20 protein-coding genes are annotated in these 22439 nt (G+C 43.0%); 14 read left to right on the plus strand and 6 right to left on the minus strand.

The genetic code is table 11. The features are described 5' to 3' along the window. Positions 1–243 precede the first annotated feature (243 nt). The 3 genes from ADA55_RS10755 (at position 244) to ADA55_RS10765 (ending at position 3776) form a co-directional block, all read left to right on the plus strand. The gene (locus ADA55_RS10755) at positions 244–1476 is read left to right on the plus strand and encodes an MFS transporter (RefSeq protein WP_034309678.1); all 1233 of its coding nucleotides are present in this window, start codon (positions 244–246) and stop codon (positions 1474–1476) included. A gap of 144 nt (positions 1477–1620) precedes the next feature. Beyond that, a complete protein-coding gene (locus tag ADA55_RS10760; RefSeq protein ID WP_048683353.1) occupies positions 1621–2253 on the plus strand; it encodes a LysE family transporter in 633 nt (210 codons plus the stop codon). A 185-nt stretch (positions 2254–2438) separates the two neighbouring features. Continuing rightward, positions 2439–3776, plus strand: a complete 1338-nt coding sequence (locus tag ADA55_RS10765; RefSeq protein ID WP_226990450.1) for an amino acid permease — start codon at positions 2439–2441, stop codon at positions 3774–3776. Between the two features lie 45 nt (positions 3777–3821). Here the strand turns inward: ADA55_RS10765 and ADA55_RS10770 are convergent, their stop codons facing one another. Both ADA55_RS10770 and ADA55_RS10775 read right to left on the minus strand, forming a co-directional pair. Next, entirely contained in the window at positions 3822–5495 is a 1674-nt protein-coding gene (locus tag ADA55_RS10770) for a ribonuclease J (RefSeq protein ID WP_048683360.1), read from the minus strand. A 143-nt stretch (positions 5496–5638) separates the two neighbouring features. Then, complete coding sequence (locus tag ADA55_RS10775) at positions 5639–6538, minus strand: TetR/AcrR family transcriptional regulator (protein WP_081088696.1); 900 nt, start codon at positions 6536–6538, stop codon at positions 5639–5641. 254 nt (positions 6539–6792) lie between these two features. Between ADA55_RS10775 and ADA55_RS10780 the strand changes: the two genes are divergently transcribed. Both ADA55_RS10780 and ADA55_RS10785 read left to right on the plus strand, forming a co-directional pair. Next, positions 6793–8241 (plus strand): DHA2 family efflux MFS transporter permease subunit, encoded by a 1449-nt coding sequence (locus tag ADA55_RS10780; protein ID WP_048683419.1) that lies wholly within the window; start codon positions 6793–6795, stop codon positions 8239–8241. Between the two features lie 299 nt (positions 8242–8540). Continuing rightward, positions 8541–9242, plus strand: a complete 702-nt coding sequence (locus ADA55_RS10785) for an alpha/beta fold hydrolase (RefSeq protein WP_048683364.1) — start codon at positions 8541–8543, stop codon at positions 9240–9242. A 30-nt stretch (positions 9243–9272) separates the two neighbouring features. Here ADA55_RS10785 and ADA55_RS10790 read toward each other — a convergent pair whose 3' ends face one another. Next, positions 9273–9887 carry a TetR/AcrR family transcriptional regulator gene (locus ADA55_RS10790; protein ID WP_048683368.1) on the minus strand — a complete coding sequence of 205 codons (615 nt, stop codon included), beginning with the start codon at positions 9885–9887 and terminating at the stop codon, positions 9273–9275. Positions 9888–10077: 190 nt separating this feature from the next. Here ADA55_RS10790 and ADA55_RS10795 point away from each other — a divergent pair, with 190 nt between their 5' ends. Beyond that, positions 10078–10836 carry an SDR family oxidoreductase gene (locus tag ADA55_RS10795; protein ID WP_048683372.1) on the plus strand — a complete coding sequence of 253 codons (759 nt, stop codon included), beginning with the start codon at positions 10078–10080 and terminating at the stop codon, positions 10834–10836. A gap of 364 nt (positions 10837–11200) precedes the next feature. On the opposite strand, the gene ADA55_RS10800 is transcribed toward ADA55_RS10795, so the two are convergent. From ADA55_RS10800 to ADA55_RS10810, 3 genes are all read right to left on the minus strand, one after another. Next, positions 11201–11902 carry a FadR/GntR family transcriptional regulator gene (locus tag ADA55_RS10800; protein ID WP_034309657.1) on the minus strand — a complete coding sequence of 234 codons (702 nt, stop codon included), beginning with the start codon at positions 11900–11902 and terminating at the stop codon, positions 11201–11203. Between the two features lie 151 nt (positions 11903–12053). Beyond that, positions 12054–13412, minus strand: coding sequence for a glucarate dehydratase (gene gudD, locus ADA55_RS10805; protein WP_048683375.1), 1359 nt, complete (start codon positions 13410–13412; stop codon positions 12054–12056). Positions 13413–13444: 32 nt separating this feature from the next. Beyond that, positions 13445–14806 (minus strand): MFS transporter, encoded by a 1362-nt coding sequence (locus ADA55_RS10810; RefSeq protein WP_048683378.1) that lies wholly within the window; start codon positions 14804–14806, stop codon positions 13445–13447. A gap of 320 nt (positions 14807–15126) precedes the next feature. On the opposite strand from ADA55_RS10810, the gene kdgD reads away from it, so the two are divergent. The 8 genes from kdgD (at position 15127) to ADA55_RS10850 (ending at position 22088) form a co-directional block, all read left to right on the plus strand. Continuing rightward, entirely contained in the window at positions 15127–16059 is a 933-nt protein-coding gene (gene kdgD / locus ADA55_RS10815) for a 5-dehydro-4-deoxyglucarate dehydratase (RefSeq protein WP_048683381.1), read from the plus strand. An 18-nt stretch (positions 16060–16077) separates the two neighbouring features. Next, positions 16078–17541, plus strand: a complete 1464-nt coding sequence (gene gucD, locus ADA55_RS10820; protein ID WP_048683383.1) for an alpha-ketoglutaric semialdehyde dehydrogenase GucD — start codon at positions 16078–16080, stop codon at positions 17539–17541. An 86-nt stretch (positions 17542–17627) separates the two neighbouring features. Further along, entirely contained in the window at positions 17628–19163 is a 1536-nt protein-coding gene (gene garD, locus ADA55_RS10825) for a galactarate dehydratase (RefSeq protein WP_048683386.1), read from the plus strand. A gap of 176 nt (positions 19164–19339) precedes the next feature. Further along, positions 19340–19792 (plus strand): GNAT family N-acetyltransferase, encoded by a 453-nt coding sequence (locus tag ADA55_RS10830; protein WP_048683389.1) that lies wholly within the window; start codon positions 19340–19342, stop codon positions 19790–19792. A 122-nt stretch (positions 19793–19914) separates the two neighbouring features. Next, positions 19915–20238: a hypothetical protein gene (locus ADA55_RS10835; RefSeq protein WP_048683423.1), complete on the plus strand. Its 324-nt coding sequence runs from the start codon at positions 19915–19917 to the stop codon at positions 20236–20238. Between the two features lie 52 nt (positions 20239–20290). Further along, positions 20291–20767 carry a VOC family protein gene (locus ADA55_RS10840; protein ID WP_034309643.1) on the plus strand — a complete coding sequence of 159 codons (477 nt, stop codon included), beginning with the start codon at positions 20291–20293 and terminating at the stop codon, positions 20765–20767. Between the two features lie 74 nt (positions 20768–20841). Beyond that, positions 20842–21288 (plus strand): ASCH domain-containing protein, encoded by a 447-nt coding sequence (locus ADA55_RS10845; RefSeq protein WP_048683392.1) that lies wholly within the window; start codon positions 20842–20844, stop codon positions 21286–21288. Between the two features lie 101 nt (positions 21289–21389). Then, a complete protein-coding gene (locus ADA55_RS10850; protein ID WP_048683395.1) occupies positions 21390–22088 on the plus strand; it encodes a polysaccharide deacetylase family protein in 699 nt (232 codons plus the stop codon). Positions 22089–22439 lie beyond the last annotated feature (351 nt).

Consider the following 22439-nt stretch of genomic DNA (forward strand, 5'->3'; position numbering starts at 1 on the left):
CATAAAAATAGACAAACTCGATTTTCATCGAGTTTGTCTACAGTCTGACCATTCTTAAACAGAATGGTTTTTTTGTTTTAAAGGGAATAGGGGTAATTTTGGGAGAAGCGTAACTGAATAAATGTTTCTGCACTATAACATAATAATTTAAGACATCTAATATATGATGCAAAACAAATTGGTTTCACAAATGGTTACCTTTTATGCAATAAATTGCTTTTATAATGGATGAGGAGTGTAAGTATGGAAGGTCATGAGAAGCAAAATAAAGATGTAAGCGTGTGGTGCTTGATCAGTATGGCATCGATTCCATTGGTTATGACACTTGGAAATTCAATGCTTATCCCGGTTTTGCCCATTTTCGAGGAAAAGGTGGGGATATCTTCATTTCAATCAAGCATGGTGATAACAAGCTATTCCGTTGCATCCATCTTTTTAATTCCCATTGCTGGTTATTTATCAGATCGATTCGGACGGAAAATGGTCATTCTGCCAAGCTTGATCCTAGCCCTTATCGGTGGTTTGATAGCTGGTTATGCGTCATGGAAAATGGAAAATCCCTATACATGGATCATCATTGGGAGGGTATTGCAAGGGATTGGGGCGTCTGGGGCCTCGCCCATCATTTTGCCTTTGGTGGGGGATTTATACAAAGATGATGATGAAAAAACGAGTTCTTGTTTGGGAATCATAGAAACCTCGAATACGTTTGGGAAAGTGCTTAGTCCAATATTAGGTTCCCTGTTTGCTGCATTTATCTGGTTTTTACCATTCTTCTCGATTTCATTCTTCAGTTTAATATCTATTGTTTTGGTCTTTTTCTTTATAAAGGTACCAAAGGAGAAGGATGAGCCGAAGAAATTCAAGGATTTCTGGCATGATACGAAAAAAATATTCAAGAAGGAAGGAAAATGGTTATATACGGTTTTCCTGATTGGTGTCTTTGTCATGTTGGTTTTGTTCGGTGTTCTTTTCTTTTTGTCTGATAATCTGGAAAAAATCCATGATTTGCATGGAATCAAAAAAGGTTTAGTGATAGCGATCCCGCTATTTTTTCTTTGCGTATCTTCTTATGTTGCAGGGAAAAAAATCAAGGGGGAATTACCGATCATGAAAAAGATCATCATGATCAGTTTAGCTGTCCTTTCAATCAGCCTTGTATTTGTCGGTTTTACTAAAAACAGGGTCGTCCTTCTATTGGTAATAACAAGCTTGGTGGGCATAGCAATTGGTGCTTTATTGCCGACACTCGACGCAATCATCACTCAAAATATAGAAAAGGAACAGCGGGGGACGATAACCTCCTTCTACATGTCATCAAGGTTCATCGGCGTTGCGGCAGGCCCTCCGGTCATGTCCCTTGTCATGAAAAATCATATCAATATGACCTATATCATTTCTGGGATCATTGGTATAGGCATCGTATTGATTGTTATGAAATTCATTAGTTCAGACAAAAAAGAAGCTGCTGCCTAATCGGCTTCAATACATCTCAAAAAAGCCGGGCTTTCCCACGGCTTTTTTTTTTGAATTGGGAAATTTTTTTGGCATGTGGTTATAGGGAGAGGGTTGTCACATAAAATGTACAAGTCATGAACTAGCTCGAAGGAGTGATGCTTTTTGAGTGTACATTTACTGCTAAGTTACTTTTTCTTAGGACTTACCCTTGCAGCACCGATCGGTCCGGTGAACTCCGCTCGCATCGATAAAGGAATCAAGAACGGGTTTTGGCATGCCTGGATCGTTGGGGCAGGGTCGATGATCGCAGATGCCTTGTTCATGATTTTAGTATATGTAGGAATGGTGCGGTTTTTAGAAATCCCGATCGTCCAGATATTTCTTTGGCTTTTTGGCGGATTTGTGCTTATTTATTCCGGGGTCGAAAGTATATTACGGGTCAATACGATATTATTAAATGAATACAGGAATAGAGATTCTTTAATTTCCTGTTTTTTTACTGGGTTCATCATGTCCGTGACCAGTCCATTGTCCATTTTATTTTGGTTGGGGATATATGGATCTGTTTTAGCTAAAACGGCTTCAAGTTATGGGACATCCCAACTCTTCATTTATAGCGGGATGATCTTTCTAGGTCTTACTTGCTGGGACTTTTTTGTAGCGGCATTAACGAATGGATTTCGCAGGTTCTTAAATGAAAAAAGCTTAATGGCCATTTCGATCATCTCTGGATTATCATTGGTCGGCTTTGGGGTTTATTTTGCTTATCAAGGCATTTCTGCCACCCTATCTTAAAGGAGAATTGCTTCAGGTTATTACATAGGGTATTTGAAAACTTCTTCCTTGCATAATTCATTGTGTCATTATCAACACTATGAATGATGGAAGGGGGTAATGTTATGACAACAAAAGCCAATTGCAGTTCAGCGAAAGGAAAGGCTGGTCAAGATTCCAATGCATCCGGTGAACAACAGGGCGACATGAAATGGTGGCAGCTATCATTGGTCGGGGTTGGCTGTACGATCGGGACAGGGTATTTCCTCGGATCGACAATAGGGATTAAAACGACGGGGCCATCCATTGTATTTTCATTTGTATTGGCTGCACTGGGTACCTATATCGTTTATAATCTGCTTGCCAAGATGACGGCTGCCGATCCTCAAGAAGGTTCTTTTTGTTATTATGCCAATAAAGCATTTGGACGATGGGCGGGCTTTAGCTGTGGCTGGAATTATTGGTCCTCCAATATATTGATCATGGGAAGCCAGCTTACTGCGCTTTCGCTATTATCTCAATTTTGGTTCCCGAAAGTGCCGCTTTGGCTATTTGCATCCGGTTTTGCCATTGTTTCAATCGTGGTGGTATTGCTGGGAACAAAAGGGTTCGACAGGGTGGAAAACATCCTTGCTGTAATTAAGACAGCAGCAATCGTAATGTTTATCATCATTGCAATATGTGCCGTTTGCGGCTGGTTCGGTCTTGCTGGAGCGAAACCGCCATCATTTCCGAATACGTTCGATGAATTATTCCCAAAAGGGCTAAAGGGGTTTTGGACATCCCTTATCTATGCCTTTTATGCGTTTGGCGGCATTGAGGTCATTGGATTGATGGCGATGCAGCTTAAAAAGAAAGAAGATGCACCAAAGGCAGGGACGATCATGCTCTTGGTCCTTACCATTATATATGTGGTTTCATTGGGATTAGCCGTAACCATGATTTCGTTAGGGGCATTCAGTGAAAAAGAAAGCCCATTCGTTTCGGCATTGGACAGTTATCACCTGACATTTTTCCCGCACGTTTTTAATGGTGCGATCATCATTGCCGGTTTCTCGACGATGACCGCTTCACTATTTGGTGTAACCAATTTATTGGTAACGCTATCCAATGATGGGAATGCACCCGCATTATTCATGCAAAAGATCAAGAAATTCAAAGATCTTCCGCTGCCGTCACTGGGGCTTGGGGCCTTAGGTCTTTTAGGATCGATCATCACTGCCTTGCTCCTGCCAGGAAAGATTTATGAATACATTACAACATCTGCTGGTATATTGCTTTTGTATAACTGGGCATTCATCATTCTTTCTTCATTCAAAATCTTGGAAAATAAGATGTGGAGTAAGATTACTGCCGTTTTCGGACTGCTTTTAATTTTAGCGGCAGTAAGTGGAACACTTCTTGAAAAAGAGATACGTCCAGGATTTTTCATCAGCCTTTTATTCATCGTGATCATCGGTCTTGCCGCTGTTTTCATGAAGTTCAAGGTATGGAATAAGAACAAGGCAATGGCCGCAAAAGCGAGTAAATCAGGACTCGATTAAAAAAGGAACTCGACTATTCAAAGTCGAGTTCCTTTCGATTTGGCGCTAAATTTCAATGATTATTGGAAGGATCATTGGTTTTTTCTTAGTTTGATTAAAGAGATATTGCCCCAGTTCCTTCTTAATGGTTTGTTTAATGATGTTCCACCGGTATATTTTTTCACTTTGTAAGTCGTTGACCGTTTTCGTGACAAGACGATTCACATTTTTAAGGAGGTCCTCGGAATTTTGAACATATACAAATCCACGGGAAATGGTATCGGGTCCTGATACTATTTTTCTTTCTGTCTTGCTTAGTGTTATGACGATGACGAGCATTCCATCTTCGGAAAGCTGCTTACGGTCCCGCAGAACGATTTCTCCTACATCCCCGACGCCAACACCGTCGACAAAGGTATTGCCGGCAGCCACCTTTCTTGTTTGACGGGCAACGGAGTTTTCAATATCCACCACATCACCATTATTGATGATGAAAGTATGATCCTTCTCCACCCCGACAGACTCAGCTAACAATCGATGCTGGTGCAGCATCCGATACTCACCGTGAATCGGGATGAAATACTTAGGTTTCATCAGGGTTAGCATGAGCTTTAACTCTTCCTGATAAGCATGTCCTGATACATGCATGCCCGTTACAGTCCCAGAACCGTAAATGACCTTGGCACCCAGTTGAAACAGGTTGTCGATGATACGTGAAACATCCCGTTCATTTCCGGGTATTGGTGTGGAGGCAAGAATCACTGTGTCATCAGGCAATATGCTCATATCCCGATAATTCGAACTGGAAAGGCGGGAAAGGGCGGCAAACGGCTCTCCTTGACTTCCTGTACATAAAACCGCGACCCTTTCAGGAGCATAACTATCGACCTCTTGTGGTTGGATAAGCATCCCATCAGGAACCTCGAGATAGCCGCGTTCAATGGCAACGGTTACGACGTTCACCATGCTTCGTCCAATCAGGGCCAGTTTCCGGTTTGTCTTCAGTGCAGCGTTCACAACTTGTTGAACACGATTGACATTTGAAGCGAATGTCGAAAGGATGACTTTCTGTTTTGCCTGCATGAAGGCCTCTTCAATATGGCTGCCAACCAGATGCTCCGAAGGACTTGAGCCGGGACGCTCTGCGTTCGTGCTTTCCGATAGTAAAACGAGGACACCTTCACTCCCAATTTTGGCCATTTTATGAATATCGGGATACTGATCATTCATCGGAGTCAAGTCAAACTTGAAGTCCCCTGTATGAACGACCGTGCCTTCCGGCGTATGCATGGTGACTCCGAGGCAATCGGGAATACTATGATTCGTTTTGAAAAAGTCCAGAACCATTTCCCCGAATTCCAGCTTTGAATCCGAATTGATCTGGATTAATTCCGTATCACCCAAAAGGTTATGTTCTTTTAACTTCAATTCAATCAAACCAAGTGTTAAACGTGTGGCATAAATGGGCACATTCAATTTTTTCAAGAAATAAGGGATACCGCCAATATGATCTTCATGCCCATGAGTCACAATCAAAGCGCGTATCTTCTCCTTATTCTCCTGAAGAAAGGAAATATCAGGAATGATCAAATCGACTCCTAATAAACTTTCATCAGGAAACTTTGCACCACAATCAATAATGACGATATCGTTAGAATATTGAATCACATACATGTTTTTACCGATTTCATTCACTCCGCCCAGAGCCAATATGGACAAAGCATTCTCTTTCACACTCAAGTAGATAGACCTCCCTTTATTATGATAAGGATAGTGTTTCCTTAGGTCGCTTTTATAAAACCAACTCTTTTTTAAAATCAGGGGCAATTCAAAAAGCCATAAAAAAAACACCTGCCGCTTTCGGTAGGTGCGTATCTTCAATCTTATCGGCTCAAGCAAGAATGGATGCTTTCTTCAAAAGCCTCCATGTATGCTTGGATCTGTGAAGCATATCCAGTTTTCAAAGTGGAAAGCAGACTTTCTATCAAGAATTCTCGCGGTTTGTCTGACTGCATCAGCTCATCTTGGATGAAGTCGACCAATTCAATGGCTCTTCTTCGATCTTCATCGCAAGGAATAGCTTTGTTTATCGCTTTTTTCAATTCCGTGGTGGAATGAAGCAAATCATTATGGCAAGCATCAAGCTGGTTTGTGAATTTTGGAAACCACGTATCCATTAATTCCGGATCAATGATCTGTTCCCCGCTTTCAGCCACTTCATTGACTAAATGGACAATGCGATTCATGCAATATCGGATAATTTGTATGTCCGGTGTACCGGCGGGATTAGCACGGTAACTAAAATGGCTCATGTGGGTCATCATCGAATGAAAGATAATGACGCTATCTAAAAGATAGGGTTTTTTACTTTCACCGAAGATATCGATAAAACGGTTATACATCCAGCGTAAGCTCAACAATAGCGTCTTATTGATGAATTGTTTTAACTCTTCATCATTGGAAACCCGGACTTCTTCGATCAGGATAAGCAATTTGCTTTGCTTGTTCACCATCAATTGCAGTTCGAGCTGCCTGATGAAAATTTCAATATCGGCGGAATCTTGACCAATCAACAGTTTTTCCCGTTCATGGCGGATCTTTGTATAAAAGGAGCGGAAAATGGCTATAAATAATTCACCCTTCGAAGGGAAATAATTATAAAATGTACCTTTTGATATACCGCTGCCGTCTAAAATGTCCTGAATGGACGTCGCTTGGTAGCCTTTGTCAATAAACAGCTTATGAGCCGTATCGATGACATTCTGCCTTCGGTTGTTCATCATATCACCTTATTTTCATTATACTGCTTGTATAAATTTAATCGTACTCTATTTTTCATCACAGCACAAACCCTTATTTAAACCAGTAAATTTTTATTGCAAAAAATGAACTAGGGGTATATTATTGATTTTGTGAGATTGGAATATACCGCTCGTATAATTAAATGAACCAATAGTTTGAATGGAGGAATAGATAAAAAGTGAGTACTGCACAAATAAATGAGAAAAAGGGTTCGTATGGCATTTTGGCCATACTGATGGTCGGTGCGTTCATATCGATACTGAATTCAACCCTTTTAAATATTGCACTGCCATCAATCCAAATAGACCTGGGAATCGAGACTTCCACAGTCCAATGGCTGACAACGGGCTACATGCTCGTGAACGGAATCATGATTCCGACAACTGCCTTCTTAATAAGAAAATATTCGGTGCGTAATCTGTTCCTGACAGCCATGCTCCTATTCTCAATCGGGACGATCGTTGCAGGTGTAGCGCATGTATTCCCGCTATTATTGAGCGCACGTATGGTTCAGGCTGCCGGTTCGGCAATCATGATGCCATTATTAATGAACGTACTTTTAACTTCTTTCCCTGTTGAAAAACGGGGCTCGGCAATGGGACTATTCGGTTTGGTCATGATGTTTGCCCCTGCAATCGGGCCGACGCTTTCAGGCTGGATCATCGAACATTATGATTGGAGAATGCTATTCCATTTCATTACTCCGCTAGCTTTACTAGTGCTTATTTTCGGCTTCTTTAAACTTAAAGACCACAAGGAAAAAGTCGATATCTCAATTGATAAAATATCGGTCATCCTTTCAAGCTTAGGCTTCGGCGGTTTGCTTTACGGATTCAGTTCGGCAGGCAGCAAGGGTTGGGATAGCCTAGAGGTATACGGAACACTGATTGTCGGTGCCATCTCCCTGATCCTTTTCATAACACGCCAGCTTAAAATGGAAACACCAATGCTTGAGTTCAAGATCTTCAAGCACCCGATGTTTGCTTTATCCGCAACGATCTCAATCGTACTGAACATGGCGATGTTCTCGGGGATGATCTTAATTCCGATGTACACACAAACAGTACGTGGCATTTCACCATTCGATTCTGGATTACTGATGCTTCCAGGTGCGTTATTAATGGCCCTCATGTCACCGGTTACCGGTAAGCTTTTCGATAAGTTCGGTGCCCGCATCCTTGCTTCAATCGGTTTGCTTATCACCGTGGTAACTACGTATTTGCTAAGTAAATTATCAATGGAAACTACGTATACAGAAATTATAATCCTGTTTTCCGTTCGCTCCTTCGGGATGTCAATGTCCATGATGCCGATCATGACAAATGGTTTGAACTCGCTGCCAGCCCGCATGAACCCGCACGGTACAGCCATGAATAACACACTGAACCAAATTTCCGGTGCGATCGGTACGGCATTGCTCGTTACGGTCATGTCTAACCGTGCAGCTTCTACTGCCGAAGATTTAATGACGAAAGCGATGAGCAAATTAACAAGCCAGCCCACCGCTGAGATGATGGGCCAAATGAAAGCCCAAATCGGGATGCAGGCAATGCTGGATGGAATTAACTTCTCCTTCTTTGTATCTACCTTCATTGCCGGTGTGGCGTTGATTCTGGCATTATTCATTAAGCGTGCTTGGCCGGCTGAAGAAAAACCAGCTGTGAAAAAAGATCAAACCGCTTAAATGAAACAATAAAAGGCCCTATGCCACCTGAATCGTTCAGGCAGCATAGGGTTTTTCTATGATTTAAGGCCCGTAACGGAATGTAATGCAGGCTGCTGCGGAATGAAGCCAAAGGATGAATAAATGGATGAAGGCAGGAATAAAAGGTGTGAAGGCAGAAATGATCAGATGCAGGATGAAAAAATGGGTGAAGGCATAAAACGTATAATTTACTTATAGTCAACATAGTATTTTAGAGGTTTTTTTAAAAAATAGATCGGGGTTCAAAATGACGAATCCGATCCTGGGAGTGAACGGAGATGGAAATTCGGATTAATCAAATTGAGTTGAATGGACTCACGTTTCAATATCGGGAGTGCGGGGATGTTTCTGCACCACCGCTTGTTGTTCTTCATGCGCTGGGAAAAAGTTCGGAATCATGGGACCAAGCGGCTGCCGCATTAGGAGAAAGTTATCGTGTTTTAGCTTTAGATCAACGGGGCCACGGTGGGAGTGCGAGAACGAATACATATACTTTTGAATCGATGCGTGATGATTTGCTTCATTTTGCGGATGCGCTTGATTTGGGAAGGTTTTCGCTAATGGGGCATTCCATGGGGGGGACGGTTTCCTATCTTTTCTCGCAAAATTTTCCTTCGAGGATAGAAAGGTTGATTGTCGAAGACACGCCGCCTCCTTTCTCGGATAAACCAATGGAGGTTCCTTCCAGGCCTTCTGTTCCACTGCCGTTTGATTGGCAGGTAGTGCCTTCGATTCTACAGCAGCTTAATGAACCCGATCCCGAATGGTGGGCACGCCTCACCGATATTATGATGCCGACGCTTGTTATCGGGGGCGGGGCCAGCCATATTCCCCAAAACAAATTGCAGGAGGTTTCCGAGCTTATCCCGAATTGCGAATTGGTGACGATAGAGGATGCCGGACACTTTGTCCATGAAGATGATTTACCTGCTTTCTTGTCTGTCGTAAAAAGGTTTCTTTCCAAAGGGCAGGCGCTTTAAGGAGATAGGAGGGTTGCCGGTGCAGCCCTCTTATTTCTGCTTAAAATGGTTTATTTTAAAGACGGCATTTACCGATTTATTATTAAGGATTTCCAGCAGCTGTTCAGCCATATAGTCAGCGCTATATTTAAAGCCAGTGTTGACCCATTCGATGATCATGCCCAATATCGCATATGCTTGGTAACTGGAGGCAAGTTCTTTATTGATCTTAGGGTTCGGCCGGTAATCTTCCAGGTCCTCCACTGGAAGTTTCTTCAACTCATTACAAATCCGTTCCAATAATGTAGGCCATGCATTCGACTTTAGGATGAGGGTATAAATGTTTGCATGGTTAGCTACATGTTCAAATATTTTGATGACCGAAGCCGTTAGTTCATTGATGGTGAAAGTTTCGGCGTTCTTATAAGGTTCCCGGTAAGATATGATCAAATCGGCAATTACATCCTCCATGACCTCTTCAAGCAGTTCCTCTTTGTACTGATAGTGTTTATAAAATGTACCCCGATTAAGGTCGGCGAGTTCTACAATATCGGTAATCGATATCTCCCTGAAATCCTTACTTTGCATTAAAGAAATGAGGGATTCTTTCAAAGCCATTTTGGATTTCCTGATCCTTCTATCAATACCAGTATTATTATCAGTCATTTTCTTCATCCTTTGTTCGTTATTGTGCTTTTAATAAACATAATGATCACTTTCTGTTCATTAACCAACATTGAGGACAGCATTTGCTGATTGTATAAGCCTACTGAAACTAATTATACTATAAAGGAAGGTAGATAATGAACATCTGTACAATAAGTAATGCTTCACTAGAATGAATGGGGGAGTTCAAATGAAATTACAAGACAAAGTTGCCGTTGTGACAGGAGCAGCATCAGGCATGGGGAAACAAATTGCCATAGATTATGCTCGAGAAGGAGCTAAAGTCGCCGTATCGGATTTAAACCTTGATGGTGCGAACGATACGGTGGAAGAAATAAAAGCGAATGGCGGAATGGCCTTTGCCATCAAAACGAACGTAGCGGTGGAGGAAGATATTCAACATTTGATCGATACCACGGTCAGTACGTATGGAACGGTGGATATTTTGGTGAATAACGCGGGTATCATGGATGGCATGGAACCTGCTGGAGACATTGAAGATTCTAAATGGGATCGGATTTTTGCCATTAACACGACAAGCGTCATGCGTTCGACTAGAAAGGTGATGCCGATCTTTTTAGAAAAACAAAAAGGGGTCATCATCAATATTGCTTCTGCTGGCGGTTTGTACGGTGCCCGGGCTGGTGCGGCTTACACTGCCTCTAAACATGCAGTCGTTGGTTTCACGAAAAACACGGGCTACATGTATGCCAATAAAGGGATTCGCTGCAATGCTATAGCACCAGGCGGAGTAGAAACCAATATTGGTTCCAGCATGACGAATATCAATGAGTTTGGCTTCTCTCGCCAACAACTGGGTATGGCTATCAATCCACGAAACGGCAAACCTGAGGAAATCGCTAAAGTGGCATTATTCCTTGCTTCAGACGATTCCAGTTTTGTTAATGGTACTGTCATTACGGCAGATGCTGGTTGGAGTGCATATTAAGCCATGAATTAACAAGATAATGGTCAAGTACTTGGTGACTGATGATCCATGCATTCCTGCCAGTAAGCAGGGATGCATGTTTTTTTGAGTGGAGCCTTCGCAGGATATTTGGAGGGGGATTGTGGTTAGCCAGCAATTTCCATGAGGAAGGTATTTCAATCGAAAGTGGATTAGTGGGGGCTGGATAGTTCCGCTACTATCCAGTTTTTCTCAAAAAGAATTATGCTATCAATTGGATTTAAAAGATAAGTTGAACTCTGAAATCTCGGAAGCAAAATAGGTTCCCTGAAAAAATCCACTTTCCTTATGAAATAGAATCATTGAGTGATCCATTAGTTTGCTGCGGTACCTCGCAAACAATCTATTAATGTTCGTGAGAATATTGAAGGACTTTCTGACGGACGTAATCAAGGTGCTTGTACATTTGGCTGAATGCTTCATGTGGATCATGTGCTGCAAGTGCAGCATAGATGGCTTTGTGATACTTCACAGTCAGTTCCCGTTCCCTGAATTGAATCAAGCTATTTATTTTATTATGAGTGATCAATAAGGAATCGATCATGCCTTCAATGATGGGATTGTTCGCACTTAAAGCGATGATCTTATGGAATTCTTTATCGGCCTCTCCATAATCGTTGTCTTCACTATTGGCAATCGTGTCAATCGTAACTTGCAGTTTCTCCAGTTGCTCGTCTGTGATCTTCTCGGCAGCCATTGTTACCAATCCCAACTCCAAAGCCATTCGCGCTTCGATGATCGCTGGTAAATTATCGGTAGCCAGCGCAAGCATGACAGAGAATGGATGTGTACCGATTTTATCGTTAAAAAAGGTTCCTTCACGCGTTTTCCGTGTAATGACCCCTAGTGTATCAAGGGCACTGAGCGCCTCACGTAAAACAGGCCGGCTTACTTCAAGTTCTTTCATAAGCTCCATTTCAGGAGGCAGTTTGTCGCCCGCTTTCATTTGGCCAGTAACGAGCAGATGCACGATTTGATCCACGACTTGTTGTGAAAGAGTGTTGCGATGTACCGATTGTACGCCTAATTTCTTTGACGATTCTTCCATTGTGTAACCCCTTTTCTGTAACTTCCTATATGTATTCCTACTGTAAGACTAATTATATAATATAATACACTTATTTGCATGTAGACCTATGTCCAAAAAAAGTAAAATGCGCCGCTCTAAAGAGAGAGACGCACGGATTGTTGGTAAAAAATCATCTGACGAGGCAAGGTGATTTTGGATTGAACTTCCATCCGGAAACCAAGTATTGCATAGCCATCGAATCATCACGGGCACCAAGTCCTTTTTGTTTATAAAGCTGATGTGCCTTCTCGATTTGTTCCATATCCACTTCAATTCCAAGTCCGGGTTTGGAAGGGACATCGACCATTCCGCCGACAATTTTAAAAGGTTCTTTCGTCAAACGCTGCCCATCCTGCCAAATCCAGTGGGTATCGATCGCAGTGATTTTTCCAGGTGCGGCTGCAGCAACGTGTGTAAACATGGCAAGTGAAATATCAAAGTGATTATTCGAGTGTGATCCCCAAGTCAAGCCCCAGTCGTTACACATTTGAGCGACACGGACGGAGCCTTGCATCGTCCAAAAATGCGGATCGGCAAGAGGAATGTCCACGGATTGAAGTTGAATGGAGTGCCCCATTTGCCTCCAGTCCGTTGCAATCATATTCGTAGCGGTTGGAAGGCCCGTTGCGCGCCTGAATTCCGTCATGATTTCCCGGGCGGAAAAACCATTTTCCGCTCCGCATGGATCTTCCGCATAAGCCAAAACATGATGTTGATCCCGGCAAAGTTTAATCGCATCCTCAAGCAGCCAGCCGCCATTTGGGTCAAGGGTGATCCTGGCTTCAGGGAAGCGTTCCGCAAGTGCCGTCACCGCTTCGATTTCTTCTTCCCCGCGCAAAACCCCGCCTTTCAATTTAAAATCATTGAAACCATAACGAGAGTGGGCGGCTTCTGCCAAGCGGACAATCGATTCGGGTGTCAGCGCTTCCTCATGACGGAGGCGAAGCCAGTCATCTTCCGCTTCCGGTTCGCTTAAATAACCAAGATCTGTTTTATTGCGGTCACCTACATAAAATAAGTAGCCCAGCATTTCCACTTTATCACGCTGCTGTCCTTCGCCGAGAAGGGCTGCGACCGGAACACCTAAATGTTGGCCAACTAAATCAAGAAGTGCCGCTTCCAATGCTGTTACGGCATGAATGGCAATACGAAGATCGAACGTCTGAAGGCCGCGCCCTCCAGCATCCCGGTCCGCAAACTGCTTGCGGATGGTATTTAGAATGTTGTTGTATGTCCCGATGGACTGGCCGACAACCAATTCTTTAGCATCTTCGAGTGTCTGGCGGATTTTTTCGCCTCCAGGAACTTCACCGACACCCGTATTACCCGCATTGTCTTTTAGAATGACGATGTTCCGGGTGAAATAAGGAGCATGGGCACCACTCAAGTTCAAAAGCATGCCGTCATGGCCCGCAACTGGAATGACGCTCATTTCTGAAATTACCGGTGTGCCGATTTTTACATTATCCTTTAGCAATTGATTGTTCATGATTTTTTCCCCCTGCCAGAATATTTAGTTTACTATGACTTTAACTCTACACGTTTAATTTCACCAACTAGGAATAAATAACTTAAAATCGCGACAAGAGCATTAGCACAAACGAAGACTAGCGCACCATTGAACGACCCTGTCGTGGCAATGATATATCCGATGATAATCGGTGTTGTAATGCCGGCAATGTTACCGAATGTGTTGAAAAGCCCGCCGCTGACACCTGACATTTCCTTTGGTGAGGTATCGGCCACTACCGCCCAGCCGAGTGCCCCGAATCCTTTACCGAAAAACGCAAGGGCCATAACGAAAATGACAACCCATTCCGTATCTACATAATTTGCTGCCACCAAGCTCATCGATAGAATCATCCCAACAACAATTGGCAACTTTCGGGCGACAGTCAATGAGAATCCCTTCCGTAACAAGAAATCCGAGAATGTCCCTCCGAGAATGCCGCCAAAAAATCCACAAATGGCCGGAAGGGAAGCGACGAATCCAACTTCAAGAATGGTCATGCCCCTTTCTTGTACTAGGTACACAGGAAACCATGTCAGGAAAAAGTACGTTAACGTCGTGATGCAATATTGTCCGAGATAAACACCTAACAGCATGCGACTTGATAATAGCTGCTTTATATGATTCCAGTTGACGCCTTTCTTTTCCTCCTTATTTGTACTGGTTTGATCCATATTGATCAAAGCGCCGCCCGCTTCGATATATTCAAGCTCAGCTTGGTTGATGCGTGGATGTTCCTTTGGGCCATAAATCGTTTTCAGCCAGATGAAAGCAACGATGATTCCTAAAGCCCCCATAAAGAAGAAGACGTATTCCCAACCGAATTTATACGTAATGTAACCCATGATCGGTGCAAAGAGAACGGTTGCAAAATACTGGGCCGAATTGAAAGTGGCAGCCGCGGTTCCGCGTTCATGGCTTGGGAACCAGGTGGCAACGATGCGGCTGTTGGCCGGAAAGGAAGGGGCTTCTGCCAATCCAACTAAGAAGCGCAGTCCGAACAATACCATGACAGCCGTTCCCGCAGAACCGAAAAAACCGAGAAACCCTTGTAAAAGCGTAAAGGTAGACCATAACGTGATACTCCAAAAATAAACTTTTTTCGAGCCAAAACGGTCTAAAAGCCATCCGCCTGGAATTTGTCCAGCTACATAAGACCAAGCGAAAGCGGAGAAAACATAGCCCATCATGACTGAATCGAGGCCAAGCTGACCAGACATGTCCGTACCCGCAATGGATAGCGTCGCACGATCCGCATAATTCAGGGCTGTAACCAAAAAGAGCATAAAGACAATGAACCATCGTGTGCGTGTTTTTTTCTGGGCACTTGGCAGTTTAGGAGATGGTTGGAAAACTTTTTCTTCAGCGTTCATATACTCACTTCCTTAATCGTATTTTATTATATTTTCTAATTGATACCGCTTACAATGTTAACTGTTTCCTCCTTCGTGAAAATTCTTAATATTTAGTTTTGTCCAATGGTAAGACAAATAAAATTGTTTGTCAATGGCTTTTTTTCTTAAAAGTTTTTTCATTTTAGCTCCTTCATTATCGTGTTTTTTTGTATATATTAGAAGCGAAATTATCGAAGGATGAAGTAGTGCTTCATTTTTCAGAAAATAAAAAAAATACGATTGACCAGATGGTGTATTTGTCTTACAATAAAACAATAATACACAAGGGGGAATAAAAAATGAATAAGATTCGCAAGGCACCTAAAGGAATTCTTGGATTTCCCGTGGCACCATTCACAACGAGTAATAAGCTTGATGAACAAGCACTCGCCCAAAATATCCAATTTTTATTAGATGGGGGACTAGAAGCTATTTTCGTGGCATGTGCAGCAGCGGAATATCCATCGTTAAGTAAAGAGGAATATGAAGCGATGGTCGAGGTAGCCGTATCCGTCACCGCTGGAAAAGTACCTGTATACACAGGGGTAGGCGGGAATATCCAAACTTCCCTCGAACTTGCCAGAATATCTGCGGAAAAAGGGGCAGATGGTTATTTAATATTACCTCCATATCTCGTTACTGGAGAACAGGCAGGTCTGTCGGCTTATTTCAAAGCCATCGCAGAGAGTACAGACTTGAATTCCATCGTATATCAGCGTGATAATGTGGCATTTTCACTTTCAACTTTGGAAGCGCTTGCTGAGGTCCCGCAGGTGGTCGGCGTCAAAGACGGTCTGGGCAATATGGAGTTGAATGGACTCCTTACACAAACCTTCGGAAAACGTTTCGGCTGGCTGAACGGAATGCCGCTTGCGGAAGTTACCATGTCGGCCTACGTTCCACTTGGCTTTGATTCCTATTCATCGGCGATATCCAATTACATCCCGCATATCTCACGAAAGTTCTATAATGGCATCTTGAGCGGAGATCAAGAAACGGTCAATGAAATTTACCAGCAGGTCATCATGCCGATCAACAATATTCGCCGTCAGCGAAAAGGGTATGCCGTTTCTCTCATTAAAGCAGGTATGGAGATTATGGGAATGCCGGTTGGGCAAACAGTCAGATTACCGATTCTTCCGGTGGAAAAAGAACATTATGCAGAAATGCAAACGATATTAGAGAATGCCTTAGATCGTTTTCCAAAAGAAACACCAATTCAATCAATCTAATAAGGGTGGGGATTATATATGATAACTACAGTTCAAACAAAAACGTATCTTAACTATATTAATGGTGAATGGGTTGCTTCCATTTCAAATGAAGTTGAAAAAAGTTTAAACCCGGCAGATAAACAGGCAATTGTCGGTTATGTACAAAAATCCACTAAGGATGACTTGAACCTGGCAGTGGAAGCAGCGAAAAAGGCGAAAGATAAATGGCGCAAACTAGCTGGTTCAGAGCGCGGGGAGTATCTGTATAAAGCAGCGCAAATTCTTGAAAAGCGGATTGATGAAATCGCAGAATGTGCAACACGGGAAATGGGCAAGACATTTGCTGAAACAAAAGGGGAAACGGCACGCGGTATTGCAATCCTGAAATACTATGCAGGAGAAGGGATGCGTAAGGTGGGGGATGTCATTCCATCCACCGACAGTTCAGCACTTATGTTCACGACGCGCGTTCCGCTTGGTGTAGTCGGCGTCATTACACCTTGGAATTTCCCGATCGCCATCCCAATCTGGAAGATGGCTCCTGCCCTCGTATATGGGAATACGATTGTGGTGAAGCCAGCCACCGAGACGGCGATCACCTGTGCGAAAATCATGGAGTGTTTTGAAGAAGCCGGTTTCCCGGCGGGTGTTGTCAATATGGTTACAGGGCCGGGCAGTGTCATAGGGCAGGGCATCGCCGATCACGAAGATATAAACGGGATTACCTTTACCGGCTCAAACGGAGTCGGAAAAAGGATTGGACAAGCGGCGTTAGCACGTGGAGCGAAATACCAGCTTGAAATGGGCGGGAAAAACCCGGTAATCGTTGCAGCGGATGCCGATCTTAACCTGGCTGTAGAAGCAGTCATTACAGGTGCGTTCCGTTCAACGGGGCAAAAATGTACCGCGACAAGCCGTGTCATCGTTGCAGCTGAAGTTTATGAAGAGTTCAAGCAGCTGCTGGTGAAAGAAACGAAAGGCATTTCCATCGGGGATGGATTGGACAGCGGGACATGGATGGGACCATGTGCTAGCGAAAGTCAATTGAATACGGTTCTTTCCTATATCGAAAAAGGAGTGGAAGAAGGTGCTGCACTTCTAATTGGCGGGAAGCGTGCTGAAGAAGGCCCTCAGGCAAATGGCTTTTATGTAGAACCGACGATTTTTGATAATTGTACGTCAGATATGACAATTGTACAGGAAGAGATTTTTGGTCCGGTGATTGCCTTATTGAAAGCTGATTCAGTTGAAGAAGCCCTGCAACTTGCGAACAGCGTGGAATATGGCCTTAGTGCTTCGATTTTCACAGCCAATATCAAACATTTACTTTCATTTGTTAATGATATGGAAGCGGGATTGATCAGGGTCAACGCCGAGAGCGCAGGCGTTGAATTACAGGCGCCATTTGGCGGCATGAAAAACTCCAGCTCCCACTCCAGGGAACAAGGAGAAGCCGCAAAAGAGTTTTTTACTTCCATTAAAACGGTGTTTGTCAAATAAGGGAAAAAAACAGTATTTCTGAAAATTACCGACACGTGTATGTTTAGTGATGTCTGTTTGCTTTTTTAGAATGAAGGAGTGGTAAAGTGGATACGAAAACGCAACTGACGGAGGTACCGCTTTATATTAAGGTGAATGGGATCGACAATGTCGCCATCGTGGTTAATACGGGAGGCTTGGATCAAGGAACCGTATTCCCTTGTGGGCTTGAATTGAAAGAAAGAGTGCCACAAGGCCACAAGGTGGCTTTAATGGACATAGTCGAGAATGAAGCCATCATACGCTATGGGGAAGTTATCGGTTATGCGGCTAAATCAATCAGTAAGGGCTGTTGGATTGACGAATCACTGGTGATACTTCCGTCTTCTCCGGATTTAAAGGAATTGCCGGTAGCAAATGATATTCCGAAAACTTTACCCCCGCTTGAAGGGTATACATTCCAAGGATTCCGCAATGAAGATGGCAGTGTTGGAACCAAGAATATATTGGGCATTACAACAAGCGTCCAATGTGTAGTGGGCGTGCTGGATTTCGTCGTGAACCGGATAAAAAAAGAGCTACTCCCGAAGTATCCCAATGTTGATGATGTTTTCGCCATAAATCACAACTATGGATGCGGAGTCGCTATCAATGCACCGGAAGCGGTCATTCCCATTCGCACGATACAGAACCTTGCGAAACACCCGAATTTTGGCGGGGAAGCCTTGGTAGTTGGATTGGGGTGTGAAAAACTGTCTCCAATTAGAATAAACCCAAGCGGGGACGATTCAGATATCATATTGCTTCAGGACCAGCAGGGATTTACGGGAATGGTCCAATCCATTATGGAAATGGCCGAGGAACGTTTAATCAAGTTGAACCGCCGGCAGCGGGAGACATTTCCGGTTTCCGAATTAGTCATCGGTACCCAGTGCGGTGGAAGTGATGCATTCTCTGGTGTCACAGCTAACCCTGCCGTAGGATATGCTACAGATCTGTTAGTCAGGGCAGGGGCAACCGTTCTATTCTCTGAAGTCACAGAAGTACGGGATGCGATTCATCTATTAACGCCTCGTGCAGTGAATGAAGAAGTGGGGAGAGCTTTAATAAAGGAAATGGATTGGTATGATAACTATCTTGCATTGGGTGATGCCGATCGAAGTGCCAATCCGTCGCCTGGAAACAAAAAGGGCGGGTTGGCCAATGTAGTGGAAAAATCATTAGGCTCCATTGCCAAATCCGGAGGCAGCCCCATTTCAGGCGTTTTGGCTCCAGGTGAAAAAGCAACGGAAAAAGGGCTGATTTTTGCCGCTACACCAGCTAGTGACTTTGTTTGCGGAACACTGCAGCTTGCTTCCGGCATGCACCTTCAAGTTTTTTCAACTGGAAGAGGCACACCTTATAATCTCGCAATGGCTCCCGTCATCAAAGTATCTACACGAAATACATTGACCGAGCAATGGAAAGATCTGATCGATATAAATGCTGGAACGATCGCTACTGGTGAAGCAACCATAGAGGAAGTCGGGTGGGAAATATTTCACCTTATTCTGGAAGTGGCCAGCGGTAAAAAGAAAACCTGGGCAGAGCATTGGGGCCTGCATAATGATTTGGCACTGTTCAATCCTGCGCCAATTACCTAATAATGAATGAATTGAAGGACTTCCTTTTAGAGGGGGTCCTTTTCTTGTTGGTCCAAATTTTACAGTTGCATTATTTTTCCTCCAGAAAAGAGGACCGCCGGACTATTGGAAGAAGTTATTAATGAAGGAATGATTTACATCAGGTTGATACTGAAGTAAATATGAGGAGGAATCGCATGGTCACATTCAGGAATGCGACGGCAGAAGACTTAAGTGAAATCGTACGGATGCTTGCGGATGATGCATTGGGGAGGGAGAGGGAGCGGTATGAAAACCCGCTTCCTGACAGCTATCTAAAAGCATTTGAATCCATAGATGCAGATGAAAATAATGAATTGATCGTTGCTTGTCTTGGTGAGGAAATCATTGGGGTGCAGCAAATCACGTTCACGCCTCATATTACCCATCAAGGCGGCTGGAGGGCTACGATCGAAGGGGTTCGGACGGCATCTGCAGAACGGGGGAAAGGCATTGGCAGCAAGTTGATTCAATATGCGATTGACCGTGCAAAGAAGCGGGGCTGCCATCTCATTCAACTCACGACCGATAAACAGCGGGAAGAAGCGCTGCGATTTTATGAACGGTTAGGATTCAAAGCCACTCATGAAGGCATGAAAATGAAGCTTTAATTCACGGTCTTTTATCCCCTTTTTTTGTGCACGACAATTCGGCTGGCATTATATGTTAAAATTATTTGTGAGATAGTAATAGATGTATATAGGAGTTAAAAACTGATGAAAGGGTGAGCTCGATAGAAAACGAAGCATGTATTCAGAAGAGGTACGGTGTAATTAGTTTTACTTCATTCATCATTGGAATCATTTGCTTTTTTACTGTTTTTATTACACCTATCAGAATGGCCAATATCGGGGGCATGACTGGTGGTTATATCACATTTTTCCTTACGATTGCCGGCATCGTCCTCTCTGTCATAGGAATTTTGAAGAAAACGGAGAAAAAAATGATTTCCATCATATCATTGGTTTTCTCTTCATCATTCTTTATATTTTGGGTAATCATCATCACTTTGTTGTTAACTGGTGAAATAGAATGGCCACGCAGAATAATAAGATAAAGGGATTGAATCAGGATGGTGGATATAGTTCTGACTAAAAGGGGATTATTCAATGATAAGAGGTTTATATGAAGCACATTTACCGGTTAGTAATTTGAATCGTTCCATTGAATTCTATGAAGGGCTTGGTTTGCAGTTGGATCATAAGGTTGAAGACAACCTGGCTTTTCTATGGATTGATAAGGATAAAAGTTGGCTGGGGCTTTGGGAAACGGAAAAAGTAGAGGTTGAGTATCATCCCTCCCTACGGCATATCGCTTTTCAAGTATCATTGGCAGATCTAAAGAGCTCAGTCGCATGGCTTGAAGATAGAGGCTATGCGCCAAGGGAGGCTTTTGGATTTCTGCCAGTTGAACCTTTCGTGATGCCTCACGGGGAATATGCCCACGCTAAAATTCACTTTAATGATCCTGACGGAAACAGTTTGGAGTTTATTAGTAAACTAGTGAATCCAAAAAAAATCAAGAATCGTATGTATTTAAGTGAATGGGAACAGCTAAATGAATGCAGAAGTGAAAATAGTAAATGACAGATGAACGAAAATTTTAAGAATAATAATCATTCAAATATGCTTTATGTCAGAACAGAATGGAGAATCATAGAATGAATGTCAAAGCGGAATTATATTGGAATGAATATTGGCAAGGGAAAGAAGATAAACCCCAGTCAGTCAGTGCATGGCAATTCGGGGCCGATCCCGATGATTTGGCTCAGTTAGTGATGGATGGGATAAAAACGGCTACATGCTCTGGGCATGTTTTTTACGGAGTGGAAAATGAACCATTACCATCCGTGGGTGATTACAGCATTATCTTAAGCAGTGAGGATTTGCCCTTAGCCATCATACAAACAGTGAAAGTCGAAGTATTGCCCATGAACGAAGTGAGTGAAGAGTTTGCGATTGCAGAAGGGGAAGGAGATCGAACCTATACATACTGGTGGGATGCTCATGAGAAATTTTTTAAAGAAGAACTGGACAAAATCGGTCACACCTTTAAAGAAGATATGCTGCTGGTGTGTGAGCGTTTTGAGTTGATACATGTAAAGTGAGTGTAGACGGCTCGGTCTGAGAGAGCAATAAGTGTTTTTGTTCAGTGATTTGCTATAATAGGTCATTGAATTAAAAAACTTATAGAAAGATAGGTATTTGCATGAAAAAGAAACTGATATTCATTGGATTGGGAATCCTGGTTGTTTTCCTGCTGATGCTTGGTACGTATAAATTAATGAATTCGAGAACCTATCAGGTGTTCGGTGGATTAACGGATAATGTCGAGACGAATGAAAAAGTGGTCGCTTTGACTTTTGATGATGGCCCATCGAAGAATGTAAATGAGATCCTGCCGTTGTTGGATAAATATGATGTGAAAGCTACGTTCTTCCTGATCGGAAATGAAATCGAAAAGTACCCGGAGGAAGCTGGGAAAATAGCGGAAGCGGGACATCAGATTGGAAATCATACGTATTCCCACAGGCGGATGGTGTTTAAATCGCCTTCTTATATCAAGGCGGAAATCGAGAAAACGGATAAATTGATTCAGAACGCCGGATATAAGGGGGAAATTGATGTCCGTCCTCCAAACGGGAAAAAAATCATAGGTTTGCCTTATTATTTAAATAAAAATGATAGAGAGACCATTACCTGGGATCTGGAACCAGATAGCTATTACACTACCGCTTCTGACAAAGTGAAGTATGTGAAGGAAAATATAAAACCAGGTTCGATCATCCTGATGCATCCGATGTATGATGATACGGGTAAAGAGCTTCAAGCGATTGAAGGGATCTTACGAGAGTTAACGAACGAAGGGTATACGTTTGTGACGGTCAATGAACTTCAGGAAATGTAGTTTTTGGTCCAGACGATTTTCGAAGAATCGGGTTGCTGCGGCAGCCCTTTTTTATTTGATATAAAGAATAGTACAAAACATGGGCTGCATATTGTTTCTTAACGGAAGGTTGTTGTTAGGGCTTGGATTCGCATGAATTTTTCCTTAGTGGAAATAAAGCTTTTAAAATGGGGCTGGTTACTTGTATCGGAATAAAAACACCGCTCTGATCATGATTTTGTGTTTCCTGTTATTCCTATTTCTTGTGGTGCTCATTTTTCGCCACATCACGGTATACTTCGTGTATAGCTCGGGCATCGGCCCGTTATTACTTATTGGGGTAATGGTTTTGGCTATCGTTATGCTTTTTAT

The sequence above is a fragment of the Bacillus sp. 220_BSPC genome (assembly GCF_001054655.1).
GTDB classification, from domain to species: Bacteria; Bacillota; Bacilli; order Bacillales; family DSM-1321; genus Peribacillus; species Peribacillus frigoritolerans.